21 protein-coding genes and 1 tRNA gene are annotated in these 22,279 nt (G+C 63.6%); 10 read left to right on the top strand and 12 right to left on the bottom strand.

Annotated elements, in window-relative coordinates; translation table 11 throughout:
* Position 1: 1 nt before the first annotated feature.
* A complete protein-coding gene (locus tag V6M52_RS01095) occupies positions 2-1,624 on the bottom strand; it encodes a helix-turn-helix domain-containing protein (RefSeq protein ID WP_332698521.1) in 1,623 nt (540 codons plus the stop codon).
* A gap of 179 nt (positions 1,625-1,803) precedes the next feature.
* Between V6M52_RS01095 and V6M52_RS01100 the strand changes: the two genes are divergently transcribed.
* From V6M52_RS01100 to V6M52_RS01120, 5 genes are all read left to right on the top strand, one after another.
* Positions 1,804-3,162 (top strand): substrate-binding protein, encoded by a 1,359-nt coding sequence (locus V6M52_RS01100; protein WP_332690321.1) that lies wholly within the window; start codon positions 1,804-1,806, stop codon positions 3,160-3,162.
* A 159-nt stretch (positions 3,163-3,321) separates the two neighbouring features.
* Positions 3,322-4,353, top strand: coding sequence for a branched-chain amino acid ABC transporter permease (locus V6M52_RS01105; protein ID WP_332690324.1), 1,032 nt, complete (start codon positions 3,322-3,324; stop codon positions 4,351-4,353).
* 1 nt (position 4,354) lies between these two features.
* A complete protein-coding gene (locus tag V6M52_RS01110; protein ID WP_332698524.1) occupies positions 4,355-5,503 on the top strand; it encodes a branched-chain amino acid ABC transporter permease in 1,149 nt (382 codons plus the stop codon).
* A 12-nt stretch (positions 5,504-5,515) separates the two neighbouring features.
* A complete protein-coding gene (locus V6M52_RS01115; protein WP_332690330.1) occupies positions 5,516-6,280 on the top strand; it encodes an ABC transporter ATP-binding protein in 765 nt (254 codons plus the stop codon).
* 14 nt (positions 6,281-6,294) lie between these two features.
* Positions 6,295-7,050 (top strand): ABC transporter ATP-binding protein, encoded by a 756-nt coding sequence (locus tag V6M52_RS01120; RefSeq protein ID WP_332698578.1) that lies wholly within the window; start codon positions 6,295-6,297, stop codon positions 7,048-7,050.
* A gap of 98 nt (positions 7,051-7,148) precedes the next feature.
* Here the strand turns inward: V6M52_RS01120 and V6M52_RS01125 are convergent, their stop codons facing one another.
* The 5 genes from V6M52_RS01125 to V6M52_RS01145 form a co-directional block, all read right to left on the bottom strand.
* Positions 7,149-7,910 carry a LamB/YcsF family protein gene (locus tag V6M52_RS01125; RefSeq protein ID WP_332690333.1) on the bottom strand — a complete coding sequence of 254 codons (762 nt, stop codon included), beginning with the start codon at positions 7,908-7,910 and terminating at the stop codon, positions 7,149-7,151.
* Positions 7,907-8,806 carry a biotin-dependent carboxyltransferase family protein gene (locus tag V6M52_RS01130; protein WP_332690336.1) on the bottom strand — a complete coding sequence of 300 codons (900 nt, stop codon included), beginning with the start codon at positions 8,804-8,806 and terminating at the stop codon, positions 7,907-7,909. The genes V6M52_RS01125 and V6M52_RS01130 overlap by 4 nt, the downstream gene beginning before the upstream one ends.
* The gene (locus V6M52_RS01135) at positions 8,803-9,471 is read right to left on the bottom strand and encodes a 5-oxoprolinase subunit B family protein (RefSeq protein ID WP_332698529.1); all 669 of its coding nucleotides are present in this window, start codon (positions 9,469-9,471) and stop codon (positions 8,803-8,805) included. The genes V6M52_RS01130 and V6M52_RS01135 overlap by 4 nt, the downstream gene beginning before the upstream one ends.
* A 169-nt stretch (positions 9,472-9,640) precedes the next feature.
* On the bottom strand, positions 9,641-9,817 hold the full coding sequence (locus tag V6M52_RS01140; protein WP_332690342.1) for a hypothetical protein: 177 nt from the start codon (positions 9,815-9,817) through the stop codon (positions 9,641-9,643).
* Positions 9,818-9,936: 119 nt separating this feature from the next.
* The gene (locus tag V6M52_RS01145; protein ID WP_332690345.1) at positions 9,937-10,173 is read right to left on the bottom strand and encodes a hypothetical protein; all 237 of its coding nucleotides are present in this window, start codon (positions 10,171-10,173) and stop codon (positions 9,937-9,939) included.
* A gap of 217 nt (positions 10,174-10,390) precedes the next feature.
* On the opposite strand from V6M52_RS01145, the gene V6M52_RS01150 reads away from it, so the two are divergent.
* Positions 10,391-11,029, top strand: a complete 639-nt coding sequence (locus V6M52_RS01150) for a DUF4389 domain-containing protein (RefSeq protein ID WP_332698532.1) — start codon at positions 10,391-10,393, stop codon at positions 11,027-11,029.
* 31 nt (positions 11,030-11,060) lie between these two features.
* Here V6M52_RS01150 and V6M52_RS01155 read toward each other — a convergent pair.
* The 3 genes from V6M52_RS01155 to V6M52_RS01165 form a co-directional block, all read right to left on the bottom strand.
* A tRNA-Ser gene (locus tag V6M52_RS01155) sits at positions 11,061-11,150 on the bottom strand.
* Between the two features lie 54 nt (positions 11,151-11,204).
* Positions 11,205-12,176 (bottom strand): quinone oxidoreductase family protein, encoded by a 972-nt coding sequence (locus V6M52_RS01160; protein ID WP_332698535.1) that lies wholly within the window; start codon positions 12,174-12,176, stop codon positions 11,205-11,207.
* Positions 12,173-13,066, bottom strand: a complete 894-nt coding sequence (locus tag V6M52_RS01165; protein ID WP_332698538.1) for a TerC family protein — start codon at positions 13,064-13,066, stop codon at positions 12,173-12,175. The genes V6M52_RS01160 and V6M52_RS01165 overlap by 4 nt, the downstream gene beginning before the upstream one ends.
* A gap of 185 nt (positions 13,067-13,251) precedes the next feature.
* Between V6M52_RS01165 and V6M52_RS01170 the strand changes: the two genes are divergently transcribed.
* From V6M52_RS01170 to V6M52_RS01180, 3 genes are read left to right on the top strand one after another with little or no spacing between them, the layout of a single operon-like run.
* Positions 13,252-13,704, top strand: a complete 453-nt coding sequence (locus tag V6M52_RS01170) for a YeeE/YedE family protein (protein WP_332690372.1) — start codon at positions 13,252-13,254, stop codon at positions 13,702-13,704.
* Complete coding sequence (locus V6M52_RS01175; protein WP_332698541.1) at positions 13,704-14,174, top strand: DUF6691 family protein; 471 nt, start codon at positions 13,704-13,706, stop codon at positions 14,172-14,174. The genes V6M52_RS01170 and V6M52_RS01175 overlap by 1 nt, the downstream gene beginning before the upstream one ends.
* Positions 14,171-15,325 carry an FAD-dependent monooxygenase gene (locus tag V6M52_RS01180; protein ID WP_332698544.1) on the top strand — a complete coding sequence of 385 codons (1,155 nt, stop codon included), beginning with the start codon at positions 14,171-14,173 and terminating at the stop codon, positions 15,323-15,325. The genes V6M52_RS01175 and V6M52_RS01180 overlap by 4 nt, the downstream gene beginning before the upstream one ends.
* Before the next feature lie 61 nt (positions 15,326-15,386).
* On the opposite strand, the gene V6M52_RS01185 is transcribed toward V6M52_RS01180, so the two are convergent.
* The 3 genes from V6M52_RS01185 to V6M52_RS01195 form a co-directional block, all read right to left on the bottom strand.
* Entirely contained in the window at positions 15,387-16,115 is a 729-nt protein-coding gene (locus V6M52_RS01185) for an invasion associated locus B family protein (protein ID WP_332698547.1), read from the bottom strand.
* A 145-nt stretch (positions 16,116-16,260) separates the two neighbouring features.
* Positions 16,261-19,746 carry a transcription-repair coupling factor gene (mfd, locus tag V6M52_RS01190; RefSeq protein ID WP_332698550.1) on the bottom strand — a complete coding sequence of 1,162 codons (3,486 nt, stop codon included), beginning with the start codon at positions 19,744-19,746 and terminating at the stop codon, positions 16,261-16,263.
* On the bottom strand, positions 19,743-20,021 hold the full coding sequence (locus tag V6M52_RS01195; protein ID WP_332698553.1) for an FAD assembly factor SdhE: 279 nt from the start codon (positions 20,019-20,021) through the stop codon (positions 19,743-19,745). The genes mfd and V6M52_RS01195 overlap by 4 nt, the downstream gene beginning before the upstream one ends.
* A gap of 143 nt (positions 20,022-20,164) precedes the next feature.
* Here V6M52_RS01195 and recG point away from each other — a divergent pair, with 143 nt between their 5' ends.
* The gene (gene recG, locus V6M52_RS01200) at positions 20,165-22,273 is read left to right on the top strand and encodes an ATP-dependent DNA helicase RecG (RefSeq protein ID WP_332698556.1); all 2,109 of its coding nucleotides are present in this window, start codon (positions 20,165-20,167) and stop codon (positions 22,271-22,273) included.
* Positions 22,274-22,279: the final 6 nt, after the last annotated feature.

The raw sequence follows: 22,279 nt of genomic DNA on the forward strand, positions 1-22,279 counted from the left end.
ATCACGGCGGATCGCCAAGGCCGAATTCGGCGGGGACCAGCGGCGCCCGGATTTCCGAGCGGCTTCCGCCAGGTGAAAGTGCCTCTTCCTGGCGGCTGGCACAGTCGCGCCTCGTGCAGAGCCGACAGCTCGGCCCAACCGGAATGTCCGCGGCAAGGTCGGACAGATCGAGGCCCGAACCGTAGATCGTGCGGTCGGCGTGCAGCACGTCGCAGGCCAGCATGACCGATGACAGCACCGGCTGCTCGCGGAACGAACCGGATCGCCGCTGCACCGTGCGGCCGAGAAACAAATAGCGCGAGCCATCGGAGAAGCGCACCACCTGCCGCAACATGGTGTCGGGTACCCGGAATGCGCCATAGATAGCCCAGAGCGGACAGGCATGGCCGCTATTGGGCAGCAGAAGACCGGGCAGTGGAAAGTGCTTGGTCAGTCGACCCGCGGGGTCAGAACGCAGGAAACCGAAGGGAATGCCCTCCTCGCCGGGTCGGCGCAAGGTCACCAGACGGTGCGCCACCTGCTCGAAACTGGCATTGTAGACCTGTCGCAGATGATCGACGTCATAAGCGGACGCCTCTGCGTCATCCAGCACCCGCGCATAGGGGAAGACCATGGCGCCGGCCAGATACGAGCCGACGGCGCGTGACGCCAGCCGGTGCGCTGTGGGCGTTGATAGCGTCGCGCTCTCCAGCGTATGCGCAATTGCATCCGCACCGGCGAGCTCCCCATAGAGGCGGGCCAATTGGAACTGCCGGGTTGCCAGGGTCGATGCGCCCTGAAACCACATTGCGCGGCGCGCGGAGTCGAACTTGTACTGCCCGGGAAACTCCGGGTCGTTGGGTGCACCGCCCACGAGCAACGTCACCCCAAACTTGCTTTCGAGCAGGGCAGCAAGCGTGGCTGTGCCGAATTGTCCGGATTGCTCGATCTCAGCGCGCAGCACGTCCGCAACGCTTTCCAGTTCGGGAAAGTGGTTCTGCCGCTCGATGATCAGGTCATCGATCTCGCGCGCCGGCGAAACGCTGCGCCGGTTTTGACTCGATGTCTCGAACTGGCCGATCAGATTGCGAGCCACGTCCGACAGCGTCCGTGTATCGCGTCCGATGGCACTCAGGAACTGGCGTCGTTCGGCCTCGTCCAGATCGGTCACTTCCTCCAGGATCTCGGCACTGGAACGGACGGCGGTAATCCCGGAGAGGATCTGGTGCAGCAATTGCGACAGCAGCGGGTCCGACCGCAACCGGTCGGCATAGGCATCGGCATGGGCCGTGGCCGATGAATAGGCCCGGTGCATGCGCGCCAGCGCGGCGGCGCTGGCGGGGTATTGCGCCACCAGTTCCCGCCGCTCGTCGGGACGGAAGGCGAGCGACTCGACCAAGGGATCGGCGAAGGCCTCCTCAAGGTCCTGCAGCAGTTTCTGCTCGGTCCGACCGGCCAATTCATCGATATCGATGTCGAGTTGGGCCGCTACGCGGTTGAGCAGAGCCCCGCCAATGTCGCGCTTGTTGTTCTCGATAAGGTTCAGATAGCTGGCAGAAATACCCAAGCTTCTTGCAAGCGAAGCCTGAGAAATCTTCAGCGATTTCCGCCTGTTGCTGATGCGAAAGCCTATTGGCGCGCGCATGGATTCCTGCCCCCTTGTCAACAAATTGACTAGTTCACCTCTCGAACAGGACAATTATTGACAGAATATCACTGCAATTACAAAGACATATTGCCGCCCTTTTCTCAAAGTGGCCATACTCCCGCTGCGGTGAGCTGCTGGCTAAGTATCAGTCGCCCCGCGCCAAAAGGAGGAAATCAATGACACTTTTGAAGCGCGGCTTGTCTCGCCGCAGGGTGCTGCAGACCGGCATGGCCGGTATCATCGGCACGGGCGTTGCCCCCATGATATTCACCAAGGGCGCCTGGGCGCAGGAATTCTGCAACAATCCCACCGGCGATACCGTGACCTTCGGTCTCAACCTGCCGCTCACCGGCGCTTATGCCGAAGAAGGTGCTGACGAGCAGAAGGCCTATGAGCTGGCCGTGAAGCATCTGAACGGCGAAGGCGATGGCGGCCTGATCGGCGTACTGACCCCCACGGCCCTCAAGGGCAACGGCATTCTCGGAAAGAAGGTCGCCTTCGTGACCTCCGACAGCCAGACCAAGGCCGATGTGGCTCGTGCTGGCGCGACCCGCATGATCGAACGCGACGGCGCCATCATGGTGTCAGGCGGCTCATCCTCCGCCGAAGCCATTGCCGTGCAGGGTCTCTGCCAGGAAATGGGCGTCATCTTCATGGCGGGCCTCACCCATTCCAATGACACGACCGGCAAGGACAAGCGCCGCTACGGATTCCGCCACTTCTTCAATGCCTACCAGTCCGGTATCGGCCTTGGGCCGGTGCTTGGCCAGGAATACGGCGCTGACCGCCGCGCCTATCACCTGACGGCCGACTATACTTGGGGCTGGACGCAGGAAGAATCGATGAAGGCAGCCACCGAAGCGCAGGGCTGGCAGACGGTGGAAGCTGTCCGCACCCCGCTCGGCGCCGCCGACTTCAGCCAGTATCTCACGCCGGTTCTCAATTCCGGCGCCGACGTGCTGGTGCTCAACCACTATGGCAATGACATGGTGAACTCGCTGACCCAGGCCGTGCAGTTCGGCATGCGCGATCGCCAGGCCAACGGCAAGAACTTTGAAATCGTGGTTCCGCTGTTTTCAGAGCTGATGGCAAAGGGCGCCGGCGAGAACATCAAAGGCATCTACGGCACCTCCAATTGGCACTGGAACCTGCAGGATCCGGGGACCATTGCCTTCACCAAGTCCTTCGGTGCCGCCTATGGCGCCCCGCCGTCCCAGGCAGCGCACACCGCCTATGTTCAGGCGCTGCTCTATGCCGATGCCTGCGAACGCGCCGGCACCTTCTATCCGCCCGAAGTCATCAAGGCGCTGGAAGGTCACGAGTTTGACGGCATGGGCAACGGCGCGACCCTTTATCGTGCCGAAGATCACCAGTGCATCAAGAACGTGCTTGTCGTGCAGGGCAATGACAACCCGACGAGCGAATATGACGTGCTCAGCGTCGTGCAGGAAGTCGATCGTGAGACCGTTTCCTACGACCCCGCGATCTTCGGCGGCGACCTCGGCCCGGCAGAACCGGCGCCGCTCTGCGCCTGATCATGCCTTGCCCGCCTCGGTCATCCGGGGCGGGCTTCTCTCAGTAGACCTCATGGTGAGCCTGTCGAACCACGAGGGCGTGCCTCAAGGCATCGTGCCACGCCGCGTGGTTCGACCTGCTCACCATGAGGCACCTGAACGGCGCGCTAGGAGCACATCATGTTCGAAGTCATCTTTCTGCAATTCCTCAACGGCCTCGACAAGGGCGCGGCCTATGCGCTGATCGCCCTGGGCCTGACGCTCGTTTTCGGCACCCTCGGCGTCGTCAATTTCGCGCATGGCGCGCTGTTCATGCTGGGCGCCTTCTGCGCCGTGCTGTTCCGCCAGTTGCTGACGCTTGAAACGATCACCGTCGATCCAAACCAGCTCTCGCCCTGGGGGGCGCCGCTCGAAGTACGTGCCCCGCTAGTGCAGGCGTGGTTTGGCGACTTCGGTGCCGTACTGGTGAACTACTCGGTGCCGTTCAGCATCATCTTCACCATTCCGATCATGCTGCTGGTTGGAATCGGGCTCGAGCGCGGCATCATCAAGCACTTCTACAAACGCCCGCATGCCGAGCAGATTCTTGTGACTTTTGGCCTGGCCATTGTGGCGCAGGAGCTCATCAAATCCTTCTTCGGTCCCAATCCCATCCCGCAACCCATGCCGACCGACTTGCGCGGCGCCGCCGATATCGGCGCCTTTCTGGGCATGCAGGCCAACGTCATCACCTATCCGATCTGGCGCCTGGTCTACTTCCTGTTCTCGTTCGCGATCATTGGCGGCGTCTTCGCCTTTTTGCAGTTCACCACCTTCGGCATGGTGGTTCGCGCCGGCATGGCCGATCGTGAGACCGTTGGCCTCTTGGGCATCAATATCGACCGGCGCTTCACCATCATGTTCGGCCTGGCGGCGGTTGTCGCAGGCCTGGCGGGGGTGATGTACACCCCGCTGCTGCCGCCCAACTACCATATCGGCATGGACTTTTTGGTGCTGAGCTTCGTGGTGGTCGTGGTGGGCGGCATGGGCTCGCTGCCCGGCGCCGTGGCAGCAGGTTTCCTCCTGGGGATCCTCCAATCCTTTGCGTCCATGACGCAGGTGAAAGCCCTTATCCCCGGCATCGACCAGATCATCATCTATCTCGTCGCCGTCGTCATTCTACTGGTTCTTCCGCGAGGCCTGTTCGGTCGGCGCGGCGTGATGGAGGCCTGATATGCTGGCCATGTCCCGCAACGACATTCTGCTCTTTCTGGGCTTCACCATTGCGGTGCTTGCCATGCCGATCTGGTTGCAGCCCTTCGGGGCTGCCTATCCGGACCTGCTGCAGCGCTTCATGATCTTCGGCATCTTCGCTGTCGGCTTCAACATCCTGTTCGGCTTAACGGGCTATCTCAGCTTCGGTCACGCCGCCTTCTTCGGCGTGGGCTCCTACACCGCGGTGTGGTCGTTCAAGCTGCTCAGCCTTGATGCCATCCCGGCAATGCTCTTCGCCATTGCCATCTCGGGCGTCTTTGCCCTCATCATCGGCTATCTGAGCCTGCGCCGCTCGGGCATCTATTTCTCCATCCTGACGCTGGCTTTCGCGCAGATGAGCTACAACCTGGCCTATTCGGTGCTGACGCCTATCACCAATGGCGAAACCGGCCTGCAGCTGACCCTGAACGATCCGCGCCATGTCGATCGCATGTTCGGCGAAGCCATGCCGGGCCAGCCGGTGCCGACCCTCTTGGGTCAGTCGCTGGGTGGCTTTGCCGGCTTTTACTTCTGCGCCGGCTTTCTCATCGTCGCCTTCTTCATCGCCCAGCGCATCACCAACTCGCCCTTCGGCATGATGCTCAAGGGCATCAAGTCCAACCAGACGCGGATGAACTATACCGGCTTCAACACCAAGCCCTATACGCTGGCCGCCTTCGTCATCTCGGGCATGTATGCCGGTCTGGCGGGCGCTCTCCTTGCGGTTACCGATCCACTCGCTGGTGCCGAGCGCATGCAGTGGACGGCGTCCGGCGAAGTGGTGCTGATGACTATTCTGGGCGGCGCCGGCACGCTGGTCGGTCCGGTGATCGGCGCCTGGTTGATCAAGTATTTCGAGAACATCTTCTCGGCGATCAACGAAACCATCCTGCACCGGTTCTGGGACTTCCTGCCCGAAGGCGTCGACAGCGTGTTCGTCACCATCTCCAGCAAGTTCGTCGGCGAAGGCTGGTTCCTGACGCTGGGCCTGGTCTTCGTGCTCATCGTGGTCTTCCTGCCCGGCGGCATCATGGAGGGCGTGCGCCGCATCGCGCATCTCTTCACCCGTCCGGACAAGTCGTCCGCGACGCCCGGCAAAGCCGCGCCGCACCCCCAACCTGCCGAATAGGACGCCGAAGCCATGACCACACCCAATGTCGTCCTGCACGTTGCCGACGTCCACAAGCGCTTCGGAGGGCTGCATGCCCTCGCCGATATCGACCTGCAGGTGGAGGAAGGCCAGACTCACGCGATCATCGGCCCCAACGGGGCCGGCAAATCGACCCTGCTCAATGTCATCATCGGCAAGCTGGCCCCGACCAGCGGCCAGGTGGTGTTCGACGGGGCGGTCCTTACCGGCCGCAAGCCCTATCAGATCAACCAGCTCGGCATTGCCCGCGTGTTCCAGACGCCGGAAATCTTCGCCGATCTCAGCGTGCTGCACAATGTGATGATCCCGGCTTTGGCCAAGCGTGACGGCGCCTTCAAGCTCAACATGCTGCGCTCGCTCGACAGCGAGACCGGCATCCGCCAGGAGGCCGAGCATATGCTGGAAGACGTGGGCATGCACAGCAGCCGAGACATGCATGCCGGCAGCCTCAGCCGTGGCGACAAGCGCCGCATGGAGCTGGCCATGTGCCTGATCCAGCATCCGCGCCTGCTGCTGCTCGACGAGCCCACGGCGGGCATGAGCCGGCACGACACCAACACCACCATCGAGTTGCTCAAGAAGATCAAGAGCCGCGGCATGACCAAGGTCATCATCGAGCACGACATGCATGTGGTGTTCTCGCTGGCCGACAAGATCTCAGTGCTGGCGCAGGGCCGCATTATCGCCGACGGCACGCCCGATCAGGTGCGCGGCAATCCCAAGGTCCAGGAAGCCTACCTCGGAGGAACCCATTGATGAGCGCTATCGCCATGGAAACTCAGATAGTGGCCAATAGCCACGCCGCGTCGATCGAAACCACGCGGCCGTTCTTCTCGATCCGGGACATGCACGCCTATTATGGCGAGAGCTATATCGTGCAGGGGGTTTCGCTCGATGTCCGCCAGGGCGAAATCCTCGCTTTGCTGGGCCGCAATGGCGCCGGCAAGACCTCGACGCTCCGCACTATCGCGCGCACCGACACTCCGCAGATGCGACAGGGCGAAATCTGGCTCGATGGCCAGCCGATCCACCAGATGAAGGCCTTCGAAGCGGCCCGCGCTGGCATCCAGCTGGTGCCGGAAGATCGCCGCATCATTGCCGGCCTCACTGTCGAGGAGAACATCACTCTCGCCAAGGTCGCGCCCGGCAATGGCTGGAGCCTGGAGCAGATCTACCAGAGCTTCCCGCGCCTGGCTGAACGTCGCAAGCAGGAGGGCGTGACGCTATCGGGCGGCGAGCAGCAGATGCTGGCTATTGCCCGTGCGCTGGCACGCGATCTCAAGCTGTTGCTGCTGGACGAGCCCTATGAGGGCCTGGCTCCGGTCATCGTGCACGAGATCGAGCGGATTCTTCATTCGATCAAGCCGCTGGGCATCACCACCATCATCGTCGAACAGAACGCCGTCGCCGCGCTCAAGCTGGCCGATCGCGCTGTCATCCTCGATACCGGGGAAGTCGCCTTCTCCGGTACCGCCAAGGAGGTTCTCGACAATACCGAGCTTCGCCACGAATACTTGGCTATCTGAGTATCTTGGCGATCTGACATCCTTACCCTGGGTCTTTCGGCACAAGGCATTCCGCCGATCTCACCCTCTCCCCACCGCGAGGCCCAGGGTACGGATTTCTAGTCCTCCGCCGGTTCCGGCGGCATGGCGGCGATGGTGATCCCCTCGCCTTCCAGCGCATCGCGGACGTCGCGTGCCAGATCGACCGCACCCGGCGTATCGCCATGCAGGCATATCGAGCGGGCCGAGGATTTCAGCACCGTTCCGTCGATGGCGACAATCTCGCCGTCCCTGGCCAGCCGCAGGCAGCGTTCGATCACCGCCTCGGCGTCATCAATGACAGCCCCCTCCTGCGCCCGCGGTACCAGCAGCCCCTCGGCGGTATAGGCCCTATCGGCATAGGCCTCGCGGATCAGCGGCATGCCGACGGCCTTGGCGGCGCGTACCTGCTGGCTGTTATCGAGCGCCAGTACTGCCATTTGCGCATTCATCGCCTGGATCGTCGCGAAGATACCGACCGCAAATGCCAGCTCCTCGGCGGTCTGGTTGGCTAGCGCACCGTGCAGCTTCACATAGGACAGCGGTATGCCCACTTCGTCGGCGATGAAGCGAACGAGGAAAAGCTGGCTCCTGATCTGTCCCAGCAATTGGTCGAGCGGCATGACGACCCGGAAGCGGCCGAACCGCTTGGGGTCGGCATAGCCCGGATGGGCGCCCGCACGCACGCCGCGTGCTTTGCAGAGCTTGAGGATATGGCGGATCGTCGGCGCATCGCCAGCATGGCCGCCGCAGGCGATGGAGGCGCTGGAGACGATCTCGAGCAGATCTTCGTCGGTGCCCATCCCCTCGCCCAGATCGGCGTTAAGATCGATGGAGGTCATCTCGGGCGGCTCCGCAACAACTGGTGGGCATGGTCGACAGTGACTGGCATGAAGGCAACGCTGCTGCCCGGCCGCAACTGAGCGAAGCGGTCGATATCGACAGTCGCCACCGTGGCAATGCGCGGATAGCCGCCTGTGGGCTGATGGTCGCGCATCAGCACGATCGGAGTACCGTCCCCCAGGATCTGGATATCGCCCGGCACGATGGCGTCGGAAACCAGCGAGAGGATCGTTGCAGCGGCAAACACCCCGCCCGGGTCCTCCAGCCGCACCCCCATGCGATCGAGGCGCGGCGATATGACGAAGGTCGCTTCGACAAAGCGCTGGCGCAGGGACTGCGGAAACAGGTCTGCATGCAGGCCCCAGACCACGCGGATCGGCCCCTCGGGCTGCTCCGACCTGACCGGTTCCATGGGCGTTTCCCCCGTACCGGAGAGCTCGATGACTTCGCCGACCCGCAGGGCGCGCCCGTCAAGACCGCCCAGTCCCGCCCGGCTGCTGGTGGCGATGCTGCCCATCATCGGCTTGGCGACAATGTCCCCGCCGAACCGCAGATAGCCATAATTGCCCCAGCTGCCCGGCGTCACGGCCAAGGCATCGCCGGCTGACAGCGCCACCGTGCCTGGCCAGTCGAGAACGGTACCATTGTGCCGAACGACGAAATCTCCGCCCGCAAAACCCACCACGCAGCTGCCACTCGTCAGCCGGATATCGAGCCCTGCCGCGGTGAATTCGATGCCGCCCCGTCCCCAGCCGGACAGCTGCCCGGCTACGGCAAATGCCGCGCGATCCATCGGCCCCGAGGCGCTGATGCCGTGCCGCAGCATGCCGAAGCGACCGTCGTCCTGGATGCTGGTCAGGGGGCCTGCCCGCATGATGGTCAGGATGACGTTCATGGCGCCACCTCAAACCGGATCACATCGCCGGCTGCCAGCCGAGTCGGCGGCTGCTTTAGCGGCTGGAAATTGCTGAAATCGGTGCGGCCGATAACATGCCAGCCCGTTGGCATTTCGGTGGCGGTAATCGCCGTCTGGCCCGCGGCGAACAGTACGCTACCGGCGGGCACCGCTGACCGGACATCCGTGCGCCTTGGCAGCACCAGGCCTTCCGGATGCAGTCCGCAATAGACAAAGCCCGGCGCAAAGCCCGTGGCGAGTACGCGCAGCGGCGATGCATTGTGGGCGGTGATGAAGGCCTCGGCCGTCATCCCAAGGGAGGTCGCGGCCTCATCCAGATCGGGACCGTCGAATACGACCGGGATCGTCCAGCGGTGCGCCTTTCGCCTGTCGGTGGCGAGGCCAAACAAGCGCAGGCGCAATTCACCCTGGATCATGGCCGGCGATGCCGCGAGCGGGTCGTAGCGCAGCAGCACTGATACAAGATTGGGCATGATTTCCACGACGCCAGGAACCGGCACGCGCGTCAGCTCTGACGCCAGGGCTATGGCGGCGCGGTTGGCGCTATCGGTGAGCACCGTGCCAAAACGCACCAGAAAGGAACTGTCGCCGAGCGGGATCAGCGTCGGCATCGGGAACGTTTCGGAGGCGGACGAGCCTGCCACGACGCAGCCTCCTCGGCTGGAACATGCAGCAAGTCCTGTCGGACCCGCCCGGATCAGTCAACCCGGTCCATAAGCGTGAGGCTCTGCCCCGCTCGGAAGACCGTTCGTTGGCGCCAATGTCGCCTGGGCGCATTGGCCGGATTTGACCTGCCGGGACGATTATGTCCGGTCAGTTCGGGTCTTTGCCGTCCTGTTCGACCACGGCGTCGAAAAGCTCTCTGGCCTGCCCGGCCCCGATCGCCTCAATGGCGACCGCGGCAATGGCAGCAAACAGCTCTGCGATTTCCTGGGGATCGGTGATTTCGGCGTCGTCGTCTTCGGCGTCGGCGTTAATCAGAGTGAACACAATAACGCGCCTCCAAGTTAGCCAATGGAGTGATTGTGCGGCGATTCCCGTTACGGAATAAATAATGGAAATTGGCGGTTGCCCGCGCTGAGGGCGATTGTCAGAAGGGGCAGCGACCCTTACTCTTGCCCCGCTTCGAGATTGTCGAGATAGGATTCGATTTCGTCGAGCGTCGCCGAAAACGGCTGGGGCACATTTCCGTAAATCACCTTGAAGCTCTCGTCCTCGCGCAGCGCGTGGCCGCCCTTGCCGCCCTGCACCTTGATCTTTTCAGCGGTGAGGATGGTCAGGCCATGCCGGGCGGCAATGCGCTTCATCCGGCGCATGCGCGATGCATCAAATTCCTTCCGGCTCACTTGTCTTCCTTTGCTTCAACGCAGCCCTGGATGGCGCTGTCCGGCCAATCCGCTATCGGTGCGCAGCGGGCGTCTGGCGAACAGGTTTCGCCCTTGTGGCACGCCACGACGACCGCGGGCAAGGTTGCCCGATTTTGATCTGGATCAGTTATTGGTATCGGCAAGGTGGTAGCTTCATGCGTGTTGGCCAGTCATTCGACTGGTATGAAGGTGCAAAATGACCGACCCAACCAATTATGCCGCCCGTCTTGAGGTCGACTACCCGGGCCAACTCGACAGGCTGACGACCTTCTTCCGTCCCCTATGGGCCATTCCAATCGTCATCGTGCTTGGCCTCGTCACCGGTCCGGGCGGCGGCCAGCATATTGACCACGCAGGCCGCGTGGTCGGGTCAACGGGCGGCGGCATATCCGCCGGCCTGTTTCTGGCCACCGTCCTGATGATCGTGTTTCGGCAGCGTTATCCGCGCTGGTGGTTCGATTTTTCCCGGGAACTGGGGCGGTTTGGAGCGCGGGTCGCAGCGTATCTCTTCCTGCTGACCGACCGATATCCATCAACCGTCGATGAGCAATCCGTCCATCTGGAAGTAGACTACCCGGACGTGGAGCGGGATCTCAATCGCTGGCTGCCTCTGGTGAAGTGGCTGCTGGCGATCCCGCACTACCTCGTCCTGGTCGTGCTGGCCCTGCTCGCCATACTCGCGACGATCCTGGCCTGGTTCGCGATCCTGTTCACCGGATCCTATCCGCGTCCCCTGTTCGATTTCGTCGTTGGGGTGGGCCGGTGGGCTGTTCGGGTATGGGCCTATGCCTTCCTGCTGATAACCGACGTCTATCCGCCATTCATTTTGCGTTAATGGCGGTGACCAAATCGTGGCAGCGGAAGCTTGGCGGGTAGAGAGGGATTCGAACCCCCGGAACGCTTTCACGTTCGCCGGTTTTCAAGACCGGAGCAATCAACCGCTCTGCCATCTACCCGTTGGGTGAGCGTTTAGCGATAGAGCGCCGGGCTGTCCAGCCCGGCGCGCGGCCTTATGGCAGTAGGATTACCGAGCCGGTAGTCTCCCGGCTCTCCAGCGCCCGATGCGCCTCCGCGGCGTCCGCCAGCGCGAAAGTGCGGCCGATCTCGATCTTGATAGCGCCACTCGCAACCGCATCGAACAGGCGCTTGGCCCCTTCGACCAGCTCCGCGCGCGTCCCCAGATAGTGGCCGCCCGTCGGCCGCGTCACATAGAGCGAGCCCTTGCGCGACAGCAGCGTGATATCGGGAATTGAAACCACGCCCGAGGCATTGCCGAAGCTGACCATCAAGCCACGGGGTCGCAGGCAATCGAGGGATCTTTCGAATGTCGCCTTGCCGACGCCGTCATAGACCACGTCGACGCCCCTGCCCCCGGTCAGTTCGCGCACGCGGGCCGCAAAATCCTCGGTCTGGTAATTGATGACATGGTCGCAGCCATGCGCCTTGGCCAGCGCCACCTTGTCGGCGCTGCCGGCCGTGCCGATCACGGTAGCGCCGAGTGCCTTGGCCCATTGCGTGGCTATGAGTCCGGTTCCGCCCGCGGCAGCATGCCAGAGAATGGTCTCGCCTCTGGCCACTGGCCAGGTCTTGAACAACAGGTAATAGGCCGTCAGCCCCTTGAGCATGATCGCTGCGGCCGTCTGGTCGGAAATGCCATCCGGAATGGCCACCATCCGGTCGGCTGCGGCCAGACGCTCAGCCGCGTAGGCGCCGATCTGGCCCTGATAGGCGACGCGATCGCCGACGCGGAAGCCGGTAACGCCCTCGCCCAGGGCGGTGATGACGCCCGCTCCCTCATTGCCGGCAACGAAGGGCAGTTGCACCGGATAGAGCCCGCTTCGTTGGTAAGTGTCGATGAAGTTCAGGCCGATCGCGGTCTGGCGCAGCGCCACCTGGCCCGGAGCGGGACTGGCCAGTGGCCAGTCCTCCAGGCTCAGAGCCTCGGGGCCGCCGAGTTGGCGGACGACGACTGCCCGGGTCACTTCGGCGTACGGGGCTTGCGGGGCGCCGATTTCGGCCGCGCCTGAGCGCGGGCGGTCGGCGTGGTCTTGGGCCCGGGCTTTCTGCCGGTGACGGCGGCGACGCCCGCCGCGGCGGAGACCGAGCCGGTGTCACCGGTGAAGGGGGTGAAGCCGGGTTTGGCCGATCCGCCCTTGCTGGCCAGCCGGCGCTGCTTGGCGATGATGTTGATCGACTCCACCAGAACCGAAAAGCCCATCGCGGCGTAGACATAGCCCTTGGGGATGTGGAATCCGAGGCCATCGGCTACCAGCGTCACGCCGATCATCAGCAGGAAGGCCAGTGCCAGCATCTTGGTGGTTGGGTGATCGGCCACGAATTTGGCGACCGGGCCGGAGGCCACGAACATCACGCCCACGGCGACGATGACGGCGGCGATCATGACCTCGACATGCTCGGCCATGCCGACTGCGGTCACGATCGAGTCGATAGAGAACACCATGTCGATGACGATGATCTGCGCGATGATTGCGGCAAAGGTCGCCGTAGCCTTGGAGGCCATGCCTGCTTCATGCGGCTCCTCGATGGCGGCATGCATCTCGTGGGTGGCCTTGTAGACCAGGAAGACACCGCCCGCGATCAGGATCAGGTCCTTCCATGACAGGTCAAGGCCGAAGGCGGAAATGGCAGGCTGCGTGAGGCTGATGATCCAGCTGATGACCAGCAGCAACAGGATGCGGAAGACCAGCGCCAGTGACAAGCCGAGCTTGCGCGCCTGATCGGCCTGCTCCTTGGGCAAACGCGACACCAGCACTGAAATGAAGACGATGTTGTCGATACCGAGCACGATTTCCATCACCGTGAGGGTACCAAAGGCGATCCACACATTGGGATCGGCCAATAGCTCTAGCATTGTCGGCTCCATTTCGAGTCTTGTTGGTCTGCCTATCTAAGCGGAGCTTGGCGCGGGCGAAAGGTCGTGCAGCAGAGTTTTCCTCCAAGTGTGGCTTTCGGCAGCACAAACTGCGCGCCGAAAGGCTGGCTTAGGCGCGGCGACGGATGATAGCCTTGCCGGCGATCAGCATTGCGGGTGACTTCATGGAATCGTTCACGCCTCTCACCGCCACTCTTGGCGGCGGCCTTATCGGCCTCGCCACGGCCGTCCTCTGGCTGGGCAATGGCCGCATCGCCGGAATATCCGGCATTTTCGGTCAGTTGCTCCCGCCAGCCCAGACCGTGGTCTGGCGCCTGGTGTTCCTGATTGCTCTCGTTGCAGCAACCTTTGCCGCGGCATGGCTCTTTCCCAGCCTGGGTGTCGGAGGCGAGTTGCCGGCTCAGCTCGTGGAGGCACCGCCCGCCTGGGGCGTGCCCACGCCAGTCTGGCTGGCCATTGCCGGTCTGCTGACAGGCATCGGCACCAAGATCGGCAATGGCTGCACGTCCGGCCACGGCGTCTGCGGGCTGGCGCGGCTGTCGTTGCGCTCGCTGGTGGCAGTCATCGTGTTTTTCGGCGTGGCGATCGTCACGGTCGCGGTAACGGGAATCGTCTGATGGACAATCTCAAGCTCCCTTATCTGGCGACAGCCGCCCTCAGCGGCGCGCTGTTCGGCGCCGGGCTCTATGTCTCGCAGATGGTCGATCCCCTCAAGGTGCTGCGCTTCCTCGATTTCGGCGCCATTCCGGCGGGCGGCTGGGACCCTAGCCTTGCCTTCGTTATCGGCCCGGCGATCCTCGTCATGTTCATCGCCGTCCGCCTTGGCCGGCGCCGCGAAGCGCCATTGTTCGACAGCAGTTTCCATGAGCCTGAATACAGGAAGGTCGATGGCAGACTGATCGGTGGCGCCGCGATGTTCGGTATCGGTTGGGGCATGGTCGGCTTGTGCCCGGGCCCGGCCATCTCGCTCATCGCCTTCATGCCCGACAATCTCTGGATCTTCCTTGCCGCCATGTTTGCGGGCTCGCTGGCGGGCAGCGTGATCGTTCCAAGCGGCCATGCCAGACGCCTGGCCGACGCAAAATGAGCGCCTATGACGCCGACGCCATTGTGGTTGGCGGGGGCCTTGCCGGGGTCGCTGCCGCCATTGCAGTCGCCAAGGCAGGGCTCAAGACCATCCATCTGGCTCCGGCCGGCCCGCCGGATCGGCGTACATCCGCGCTGATGATGCCCAGCATCGATTATCTGCGCAGCGCTGGCCTCGTCGACGACCCCGCAGGGATCGGCCACGCGCTGACACAGATCCGCATCATCGATGCCACCGGCCGGCTCATCCGAGCGCCCGAGACGTTGTTCGGTGCAGCCGAGGCTGGGCTCGATGCCTTCGGCTGGAATTTCGCCAATATCAGGCTGATGGAGCGCTTCCACGCCGTTGCTGCGGGGCTGGGAGGTCTGGAAACCCGCAATGTCGGCGTTACCGGATTTGGTGCAGACCAAGCGTTGACGCTGGCTGACGGGACTATCCTGCGGGCGCCTTTAATCATCGGCGCGGACGGCAAGAAGTCACTGATCCGCAGCGCCGCCGGTTTCCACATAAGGGAGACCGAGTTCAGTCAGGCAGCGCTGGTATGCGACCTAGATCTCGACCGCCCCATCGGCGGCACGTCGATCGAATTTCACTATCCCCAGGGCCCCTTCACCCTGGTGCCCGCCGGTGGCACTCGCGCCAACCTGGTGTGGATCGATGACGGCGCTGTGCTCGAGCGGGCGCGGGCTGGCGGCCCTGAAGCACTGGTCGCAACGTTCCTCGAAAAGTCGCAGCGGCTGTTTGGCACCATCGCCTTGGCTACCCCGGCCTTTGTTTTTCCGCTCAGTACGCTTAGCGTCGATACGGCCGGGGCCAACGGCGTGGTGCTGGTAGGCGAAGCGGCCCATGCGTTTCCCCCGATCGGGGCGCAGGGACTCAATCTGGGCCTGCGCGATGTTGCTGACCTGGCTGCCGCGCTGGCCGCGGCCGATCGCAGCAGGCCCGATTGGGCCATCGGGGTCAGCACCGATTATTCAGCCCGCCGTGCCAGCGATCTGGCCCGCACCGGCGGTATGGTTGATACGCTGTTCCGTTCCTTGCTGGCCGAGATGATTCCGGCCCAGGCACTGCGTGCTGGGGGGCTGTGGGCGCTCAAGCTCGCGCCCAGCCTGCGCAAGCAGGCCTTCGCCATCGGCATGGGTCGGCGCTGACCCTCGGGCAAATAAAAAGGGCGCGGTTGCCCGCGCCCTTTTCACATCAGATTGCCGAACTTTACTGAGCGGCTGGCTCAGCCGGCGCTTCCGCACCTTCGGCCGGCGCAGCGGCGTCGCTATCGAGCTGCTGACGCAGCTGCTCGGCGCGATCCTGCAGCACCTGCTCCAGCGCGTTCTCGCCCGAAGTTTCCTGACGGAATTCTTCGAAGGTGAGCGCGGCGTCGCCATCATAGGCAGCGGTGAAGCCGGCCAGGGTAATGTCGATGGTCAGGTCCTGATTCTGGCGGTTCTTGGCGGTGAGCTTGAGCACGCCGCCCTTCTTGAGCGAATTGACATACTGCTCGTTGATCACGAGCTGGGTCGCGCAGGAGGTGGGGTCGCACAGCATGTAGGGCACGCGGATGGGCTTGGCGCCATCGATCTGCCAGGTCAGGCCAAACGGCAGCAGCACGCCAAGCGGCACGGCGGCAACCGCCAGCAGTCGGCTCTCCTGGCCCGGATCGTCACGCAGCAGGAACGAGCCGAGGAACTGGCCATTGGCCAGAACCACCTGACGCATGATGCAGGCCTTCTGTCCGTCAGGCAGCGGGTCACAGACCTTGAGCCAGTTCTGGCTGCCTGCGGCGGCATCCGTCGGCGCAGCTGCGTCAGGCGCGGCAGGCGCATCAGCCGGTGCCTCGGCAGCCGGCGCCTCGGCGGGGGCAGCCTCCTGAGCATAGGCTGACAGGGGGGACAGCATGAGCGCGGCCACCGCAATACCGGCGACGAGGGGTTTCCTGAAGTTCATAGAATTTCCTTGGCTTCTTTGGCAGTCCCGGTGGCCTGATGCCACCTTGAAAATCGAACTGCCCTTCAAGTGCTGAATTCGGGCAATAACATGACCAATACAGCTTGCCAAAGGATTATGGCAGGACAGGGTTGATGCGGGCTGCTCAGGCAACATTTTCTGCCAGTTTTGCTAGGCGCGACAGGATTGCTGCGGCGCCCTTGAGGCGGTCATTGGGGGTGGGCCAGTTGCGCGCGAACACGAGTTTCTGATCGGGTTTGATGCGCACTTGGTTGGCCGGATCGCTGACCAACCGGACCAGCGCGGCCGGATTGGGGAATTCCTTGTTGCGCAGCGAGATGACCGCGCCCTTGGGGCCGGCATCGACCTTTTCGACATTGGCCTGCCGGCACAGCGCCTTGACCAGGATGACCTTGAGCAGCGCCTCGACCTCTTCCGGCAGCGGGCCGAAGCGGTCGATCAATTCTGCGCCAGCCGCGTCGATATCGCGGATATCGGTGAGGTCACCGAGACGCCGATAGAGCTGCATGCGCAGCTGCAGGTCAGGGATGTAATGCTCGGGGATCATCACCGGCATGCCCAGCGAAATCTGCGGACTCCACTCGTTGCGGTCCTCGTAGTCTTCCTCACCGCTCTTGAGATTGGCCACAGCCTCCTCCAGCATCGACTGGTAGAGCTCGAAGCCGACCTCGCGGATATGGCCGGATTGCTCGTCACCCAGCAGGTTCCCCGCCCCACGAATGTCGAGATCGTGGCTGGCCAATTGGAAACCGGCGCCCAGGCTCTCGAGCGATTGCAGCACGCCAAGCCGGCGCTCGGCCGTGTCAGTCAATTTTCTGTCAGGCGGCACCGTGAACAGCGCATAGGCGCGTGCCTTGGCCCGACCGATGCGGCCGCGGATCTGGTAGAGCTGGGCCAGCCCGAAATGGTCGGCGCGATGCACGATCAGCGTATTAGCGTTGGGAATGTCGAGCCCCGATTCCACAATGGTGGTTGCCACCAGCACGTCGAACTTGTTGTCGTAAAAGGCATTCATGATGTCGTCGAGTTCGCCCGGCGGCATCTGGCCATTGGCGACCACGAACGACACCTCGGGCACCTGCGCCTTGAGGAAATCGGCAATCTCGTGCTGATCAGTGATGCGCGGCACGACATAGAAGCTCTGGCCGCCGCGATATTTTTCGCGCAGGAGCGCCTCGCGCACCGAGAGCGCATCGAACGGCGCGATGAAGGTGCGGATGGCAAGACGATCGACCGGCGGCGTCGCCAGCAGCGACAGGTCGCGCACGCCGGTCAGCGCCAGTTGCAGCGTGCGCGGAATCGGCGTCGCCGTCAGCGTCAATACGTGCACATTGGCCTTGAGCTCCTTGAGACGCTCCTTGTGGCCGACGCCGAAGTGCTGCTCCTCGTCGATGATCAGCAGTCCGAGGTCCTTGAACTTGATGGTTTTGCTCAGCAGGGCATGGGTGCCGACCACGATGTCGACCTGCCCATCGGCCAGTCCGTCCTTGGTGGCCTTGAGTTCGGCGGCGCTGACCATGCGCGAGGCATGGCGCACGCGCACCGGTAGGCCGGTGAAGCGTTCCGAGAAGGTTTTGAAATGCTGCCGCGCCAGCAGCGTCGTCGGCACCACCACGGCCACCTGCTTGCCGCTCAGCGCCACGGCGAAGGCGGCACGCAGCGCCACCTCAGTCTTGCCGAAGCCCACGTCGCCACAGACCAGCCGGTCCATGACGCGGCCCGTGGTCACGTCATCGAACACCGCCTCAATGGCGGCCATCTGGTCCTCGGTCTCCTCATAAGGGAAGCGCGCGGCAAATTCGTCATAGGCGCCGGGGTTGATCTCAACCACATCCGCCTTGGTGAGCAGGCGCGCCGCGGCGATCTTGATGAGCTGCTCCGCCATTTCGCGGATGCGCTTCTTGAGCTTGCCCTTCTTGGCCTGCCAGGCCACGCCGCCCAGCTTGTCGAGCGTGACATGGCCGTCATCCGAGCCATAGCGGGTCAGCAGCTCGATATTTTCGACCGGCAGATAGAGCTTGGTGTCGCCGCCATATTCGAGCTCGACGCATTCATGCGGCGCGCCGCCGGCCTCGATGACCTTGAGGCCGAGGAAGCGGCCGATACCGTGATCGACGTGAACCACCAGGTCACCTGCCGCAAGACTGGCGGCTTCAGTCAGCGCGTCGCTGGCTTTTTTCTTGCGTTGAGGCCGCAGAATTCTTTCGCCAAGAATATCCTGTTCCGACAGAACCAGCAGGTCCTTGGTCTCGAAGCCTGTCTCGAGCGGCAGCACCACCAGCGATGTCGTCGAGGCGCTCGTGGTCTCGGCGTCGCGCCAGTTCTCCGCCATGCGCGGATTGGTCAACCCATGATCCTTGAGCACCTGCACCATGCGGTCGCGGGTGCCCGTGCTCCAGCAGGCGACGACGGCGCGGCGGCCGTCACGGCGCTCGGCCAGCAGCCGATCGACGACCGACTGGAACAGATTGGTATCGGTGGCCTGGCGTTCGGCGGCGAAGCTCGGGGCGATGCGGCCTCCGGCGTCGTCCGCCGCCTTGGTGCCGGGTGCCACGAACTGGCTGAGTTGCGTCACCGAGGCGCCGGCCAGGGTGTAGGGATGCTCGTCTACGGCATAAAGCAGCTCGGGCTTGATGGGCTTGTAGGGTGCCCCCGTCCCAGCCACGACAGGCAACAGCCGTGCCGCCTCGCGTGCATCGTAATAGTCGCGCACCTGCGCCACGCGATCGGCATAGGCCTCTACTGCCTGTTCGTCGAATACGAATGGCGCATCGCCCACATAGCCGGCCAAGGTATCGAGATGATCGTAGAAGAAGGGCAGCCAGTGCTCGGTGCCCGAATAGCGCGAGCCGCCGCTGACCGAAGCGTAGAGCGTGTCGTCGACCGTATTGCCACCAAAGGTCGCCGTGTAGTTCTGGCGGAAGCGCTTGATGGTCTCGTCTGTGAGCACCACTTCGCTCATCGGCGTCAGGTCAACGCGCTTGAGCGTGCCGGTAGTGCGCTGGGTATCGGGGTCGAAGGTACGGATGGATTCGAGCTGGCTGCCGAAGAAGTCGAAGCGTAGCGGGGCCCCAGCGCTGGCCGGGAACAGGTCCACCAGCCCGCCTCGCACCGCATATTCGCCGCTTTCGCGCACCGTCGGCACGCGCAGATAGCCATTGTTGGCCGCCCATGCGATCAGCTTGTTGCTGTCGACAATCCGGCCGGTCGCCGCCGAAAACGACATGGTCTCTACCACATCGCGCGGCGGCAGCTTCTGGATCAGCGCATTGACCGCCGTCAGCACCACGGCGCCCTTGGTCCCGCTGGTCAGCGCCGCCAGGGTGTTCATTCGCGCGGCAATGGTGACGTTGTTGGGCGAAACGCGATCATAGGGAAGGCAGTCCCAGGCCGGCAGGGTCAGCACGGGGTGCCCCGGCATCATAGCGGTCAGGATATCGGCCATGCGCTGCAGCCGTCGCCCGTCGCGCGCGACGAACACGATACTGGCCGCATCGTCCGGCGCCGCCTCGATGCGCTGCTGCACCAGGCGCGCCAGCACCATGGGCTGCATGCCGTCGGGCACATTGGCGATCGGGCGCGTCGGGCGCTGGGAAACCAGTTCGTTCATTTGGCGAGCCGCGCCTGATGGTCGGCGATAATCTCGGCAAGAAAGGCGCGATCTACATTGGTCGGTGGCTCTTCCTGGCCCATCACCCATTTCAGCAGCGGCGGGTCTTCCTCGCTCATCAAGGCTTCCAGCCGGTCGAGCTGGGTCGTGTCCATGGCTTCGGTATGGGCGTCGGCATAGGGCCCAAGAACGAGGTCCATCTCCCGCGTGCCGCGGTGCCAGGCCCGGTAGCGCAGCTTCTTGCGGCGCATAGCAATATCTTCACCGGCAGTCATTGACGCGCCATGATCCCGAATGGTGGTTGATTGAGGCAAGTGTTTACCCGGATTGGGTGGGGTTGTCAGCCGTCAATGCCACAAGGGGTGACGGGGTTGCGGCGGGCAGCTAGTTTTGCCGCGCCAAGGAACTCAAACGAATCGTGTCCCGCCCCGAAAGCCTTTCTCCGCTATTTCGCTCGCTACACTCCATCAAGGGTGTCGGCGACAAGCTGGCTGCGCTGCTAACCCGTTATTTCGGCGCGCCAGATGGGCAGGAGGCCATTGCCCTCGATATCCTGATGCACATGCCCTCTGGCGTCGTCGACCGACGCCGGCAGGTCGGCATCGCCGAGGCCTATCTCAACCAGATCGTCACCCTGCGGCTACATATCGACCGCCACCAGCCGCCGCCTCGTGGCAAGGAGCATGTGCCCCACCGCGTCTTTGCTCATGACGAGACCGGCGATGTGCAACTGGTGTTCTTCCGCGCCCAGGGTGGCTGGGTGGAAAAGGCCCTCCCCCTCGGCGAGGAGCGCTTCGTCTCCGGCACGATCGGCTTCTTCAATGGCGAAAAGCAGATCACGCACCCCGACTACATCGTCGAACCCGACAAGTTCGCCACCCTGCCGCTGGTCGAGCCGGTCTATCCGCTGACGCAGGGGCTGGGCTCCAAGGCACTGGCGAAGCTGGTCCGGCAAGTGCTCGACAACCTACCCGACCTGCCGGAATGGATCGATGCCGCGACCATGGTGGAGCGCAACTGGCCCAGCTTTAGCGACGCCATGCGCATGGTCCATACGCCGTCCTCGCCCGGCGAAGCCGAGCTCTGGGCCCCTGCCCGCATGCGCCTGGCCTATGACGAATACCTCGCCGGCCAGCTCACCCTGCAACTCATCCGCTCGACCATGGTCGCGGCGCGCGGCGTGTCCCGGCAGTTCACTGGCGCGATCACGCAACGTGTAGCGCAGTCGCTACCCTTCTCCCTTACGGAGGGCCAGCAGCAGGCCGTCGATGAAATCCGCGCGGATCTCGCCTCGCCCGATCGCATGTCGCGCCTGCTGCAGGGCGATGTCGGCGCCGGCAAGACCGTGGTTGCCCTCATGGCCATGGCTGCCATGGCCGAAAGTGGCGCGCAGTCGGCCATGATGGCGCCCACCGAACTGCTGGCATCGCAGCATTTCAAGACGCTGAAGCCGCTCTGCGATGCCGCAGGCCTGGGCTGCGAACTGCTGACCGGCAAGATGCCGGCCGCCGAACGCCGTGCAAAGCTTGCCGGCATTGCCAGCGGCGAAACCACCGTAGTCGTCGGCACGCATGCCTTGTTCCAGTCCGGCGTGGAATTCCACAATCTGGGCCTCACCGTTGTCGACGAGCAGCACCGTTTCGGCGTCCACCAGCGCCTCGCCCTCTCCGACAAGGGCAAGCATACCGACCTCCTGGTGATGACCGCGACGCCGATCCCGCGCACCCTGGTGCTCACCCATTTCGGCGACATGGACGTTAGCGTGCTGCGGGAAAAGCCCCGAGGCCGCCAACCCATTGACACAGCGGTGCTTTCCATTGGCGACTACGCTCGCGTGATCTCCCGGCTGCAGTCGCGCCTGGCCGAAGGTGCGCAGGCCTTCTGGGTGTGCCCGCTGGTCGAGGAAAGCGAGCATCTCGACGTCGTGGCCGCGGAAGACCGCTTTGCCGAACTGCAAAAAGTCTTCGGCGATCAGGTGGCCCTGGTCCACGGCCGCATGAGCGCCGCCGCCAAGCAGGAGGTGATGCAGCGCTTTGCCGCCAATGAGCTCAAGCTGCTGGTCGCTACCACGGTCATCGAAGTGGGCGTCGATGTGCCCAATGCCTCGATCATGATCATCGAGCATGCCGAGCGCTTCGGCCTCGCCCAGCTGCATCAGCTCCGCGGCCGCGTCGGCCGTGGCTCACAGCGTTCGGCCTGCCTGCTGCTCTACAAAGACCCGCTGAGCGAAACCGCCAAGGCGCGGCTGGAAACCATCAAATCCACCGAAGACGGGTTCGAGATTGCCGAGCGCGACCTCGAACTGCGTGGCCAGGGCGACGTGCTCGGCACCCGCCAGTCCGGCATGCCCGGCTACCGGCTCGCGGTGCCCGATGTGCATCGGCATCTGCTGGACTATGCGCATGACGATGCAAAAGCGCTACTCGCGCGCAATCCGGGACTGTCTGGTCCGGAAGGCGAAGCCGCGCGGACGGCGCTGTATCTGTTCAGAAAGGACCTCGCGATCCCGCTCATCCGGGCGGGCTAGAAGCGC

Origin of the sequence: Devosia sp. (assembly GCF_036676215.1) — a bacterium.
Lineage (GTDB): Bacteria > Pseudomonadota > Alphaproteobacteria > Rhizobiales > Devosiaceae > Devosia.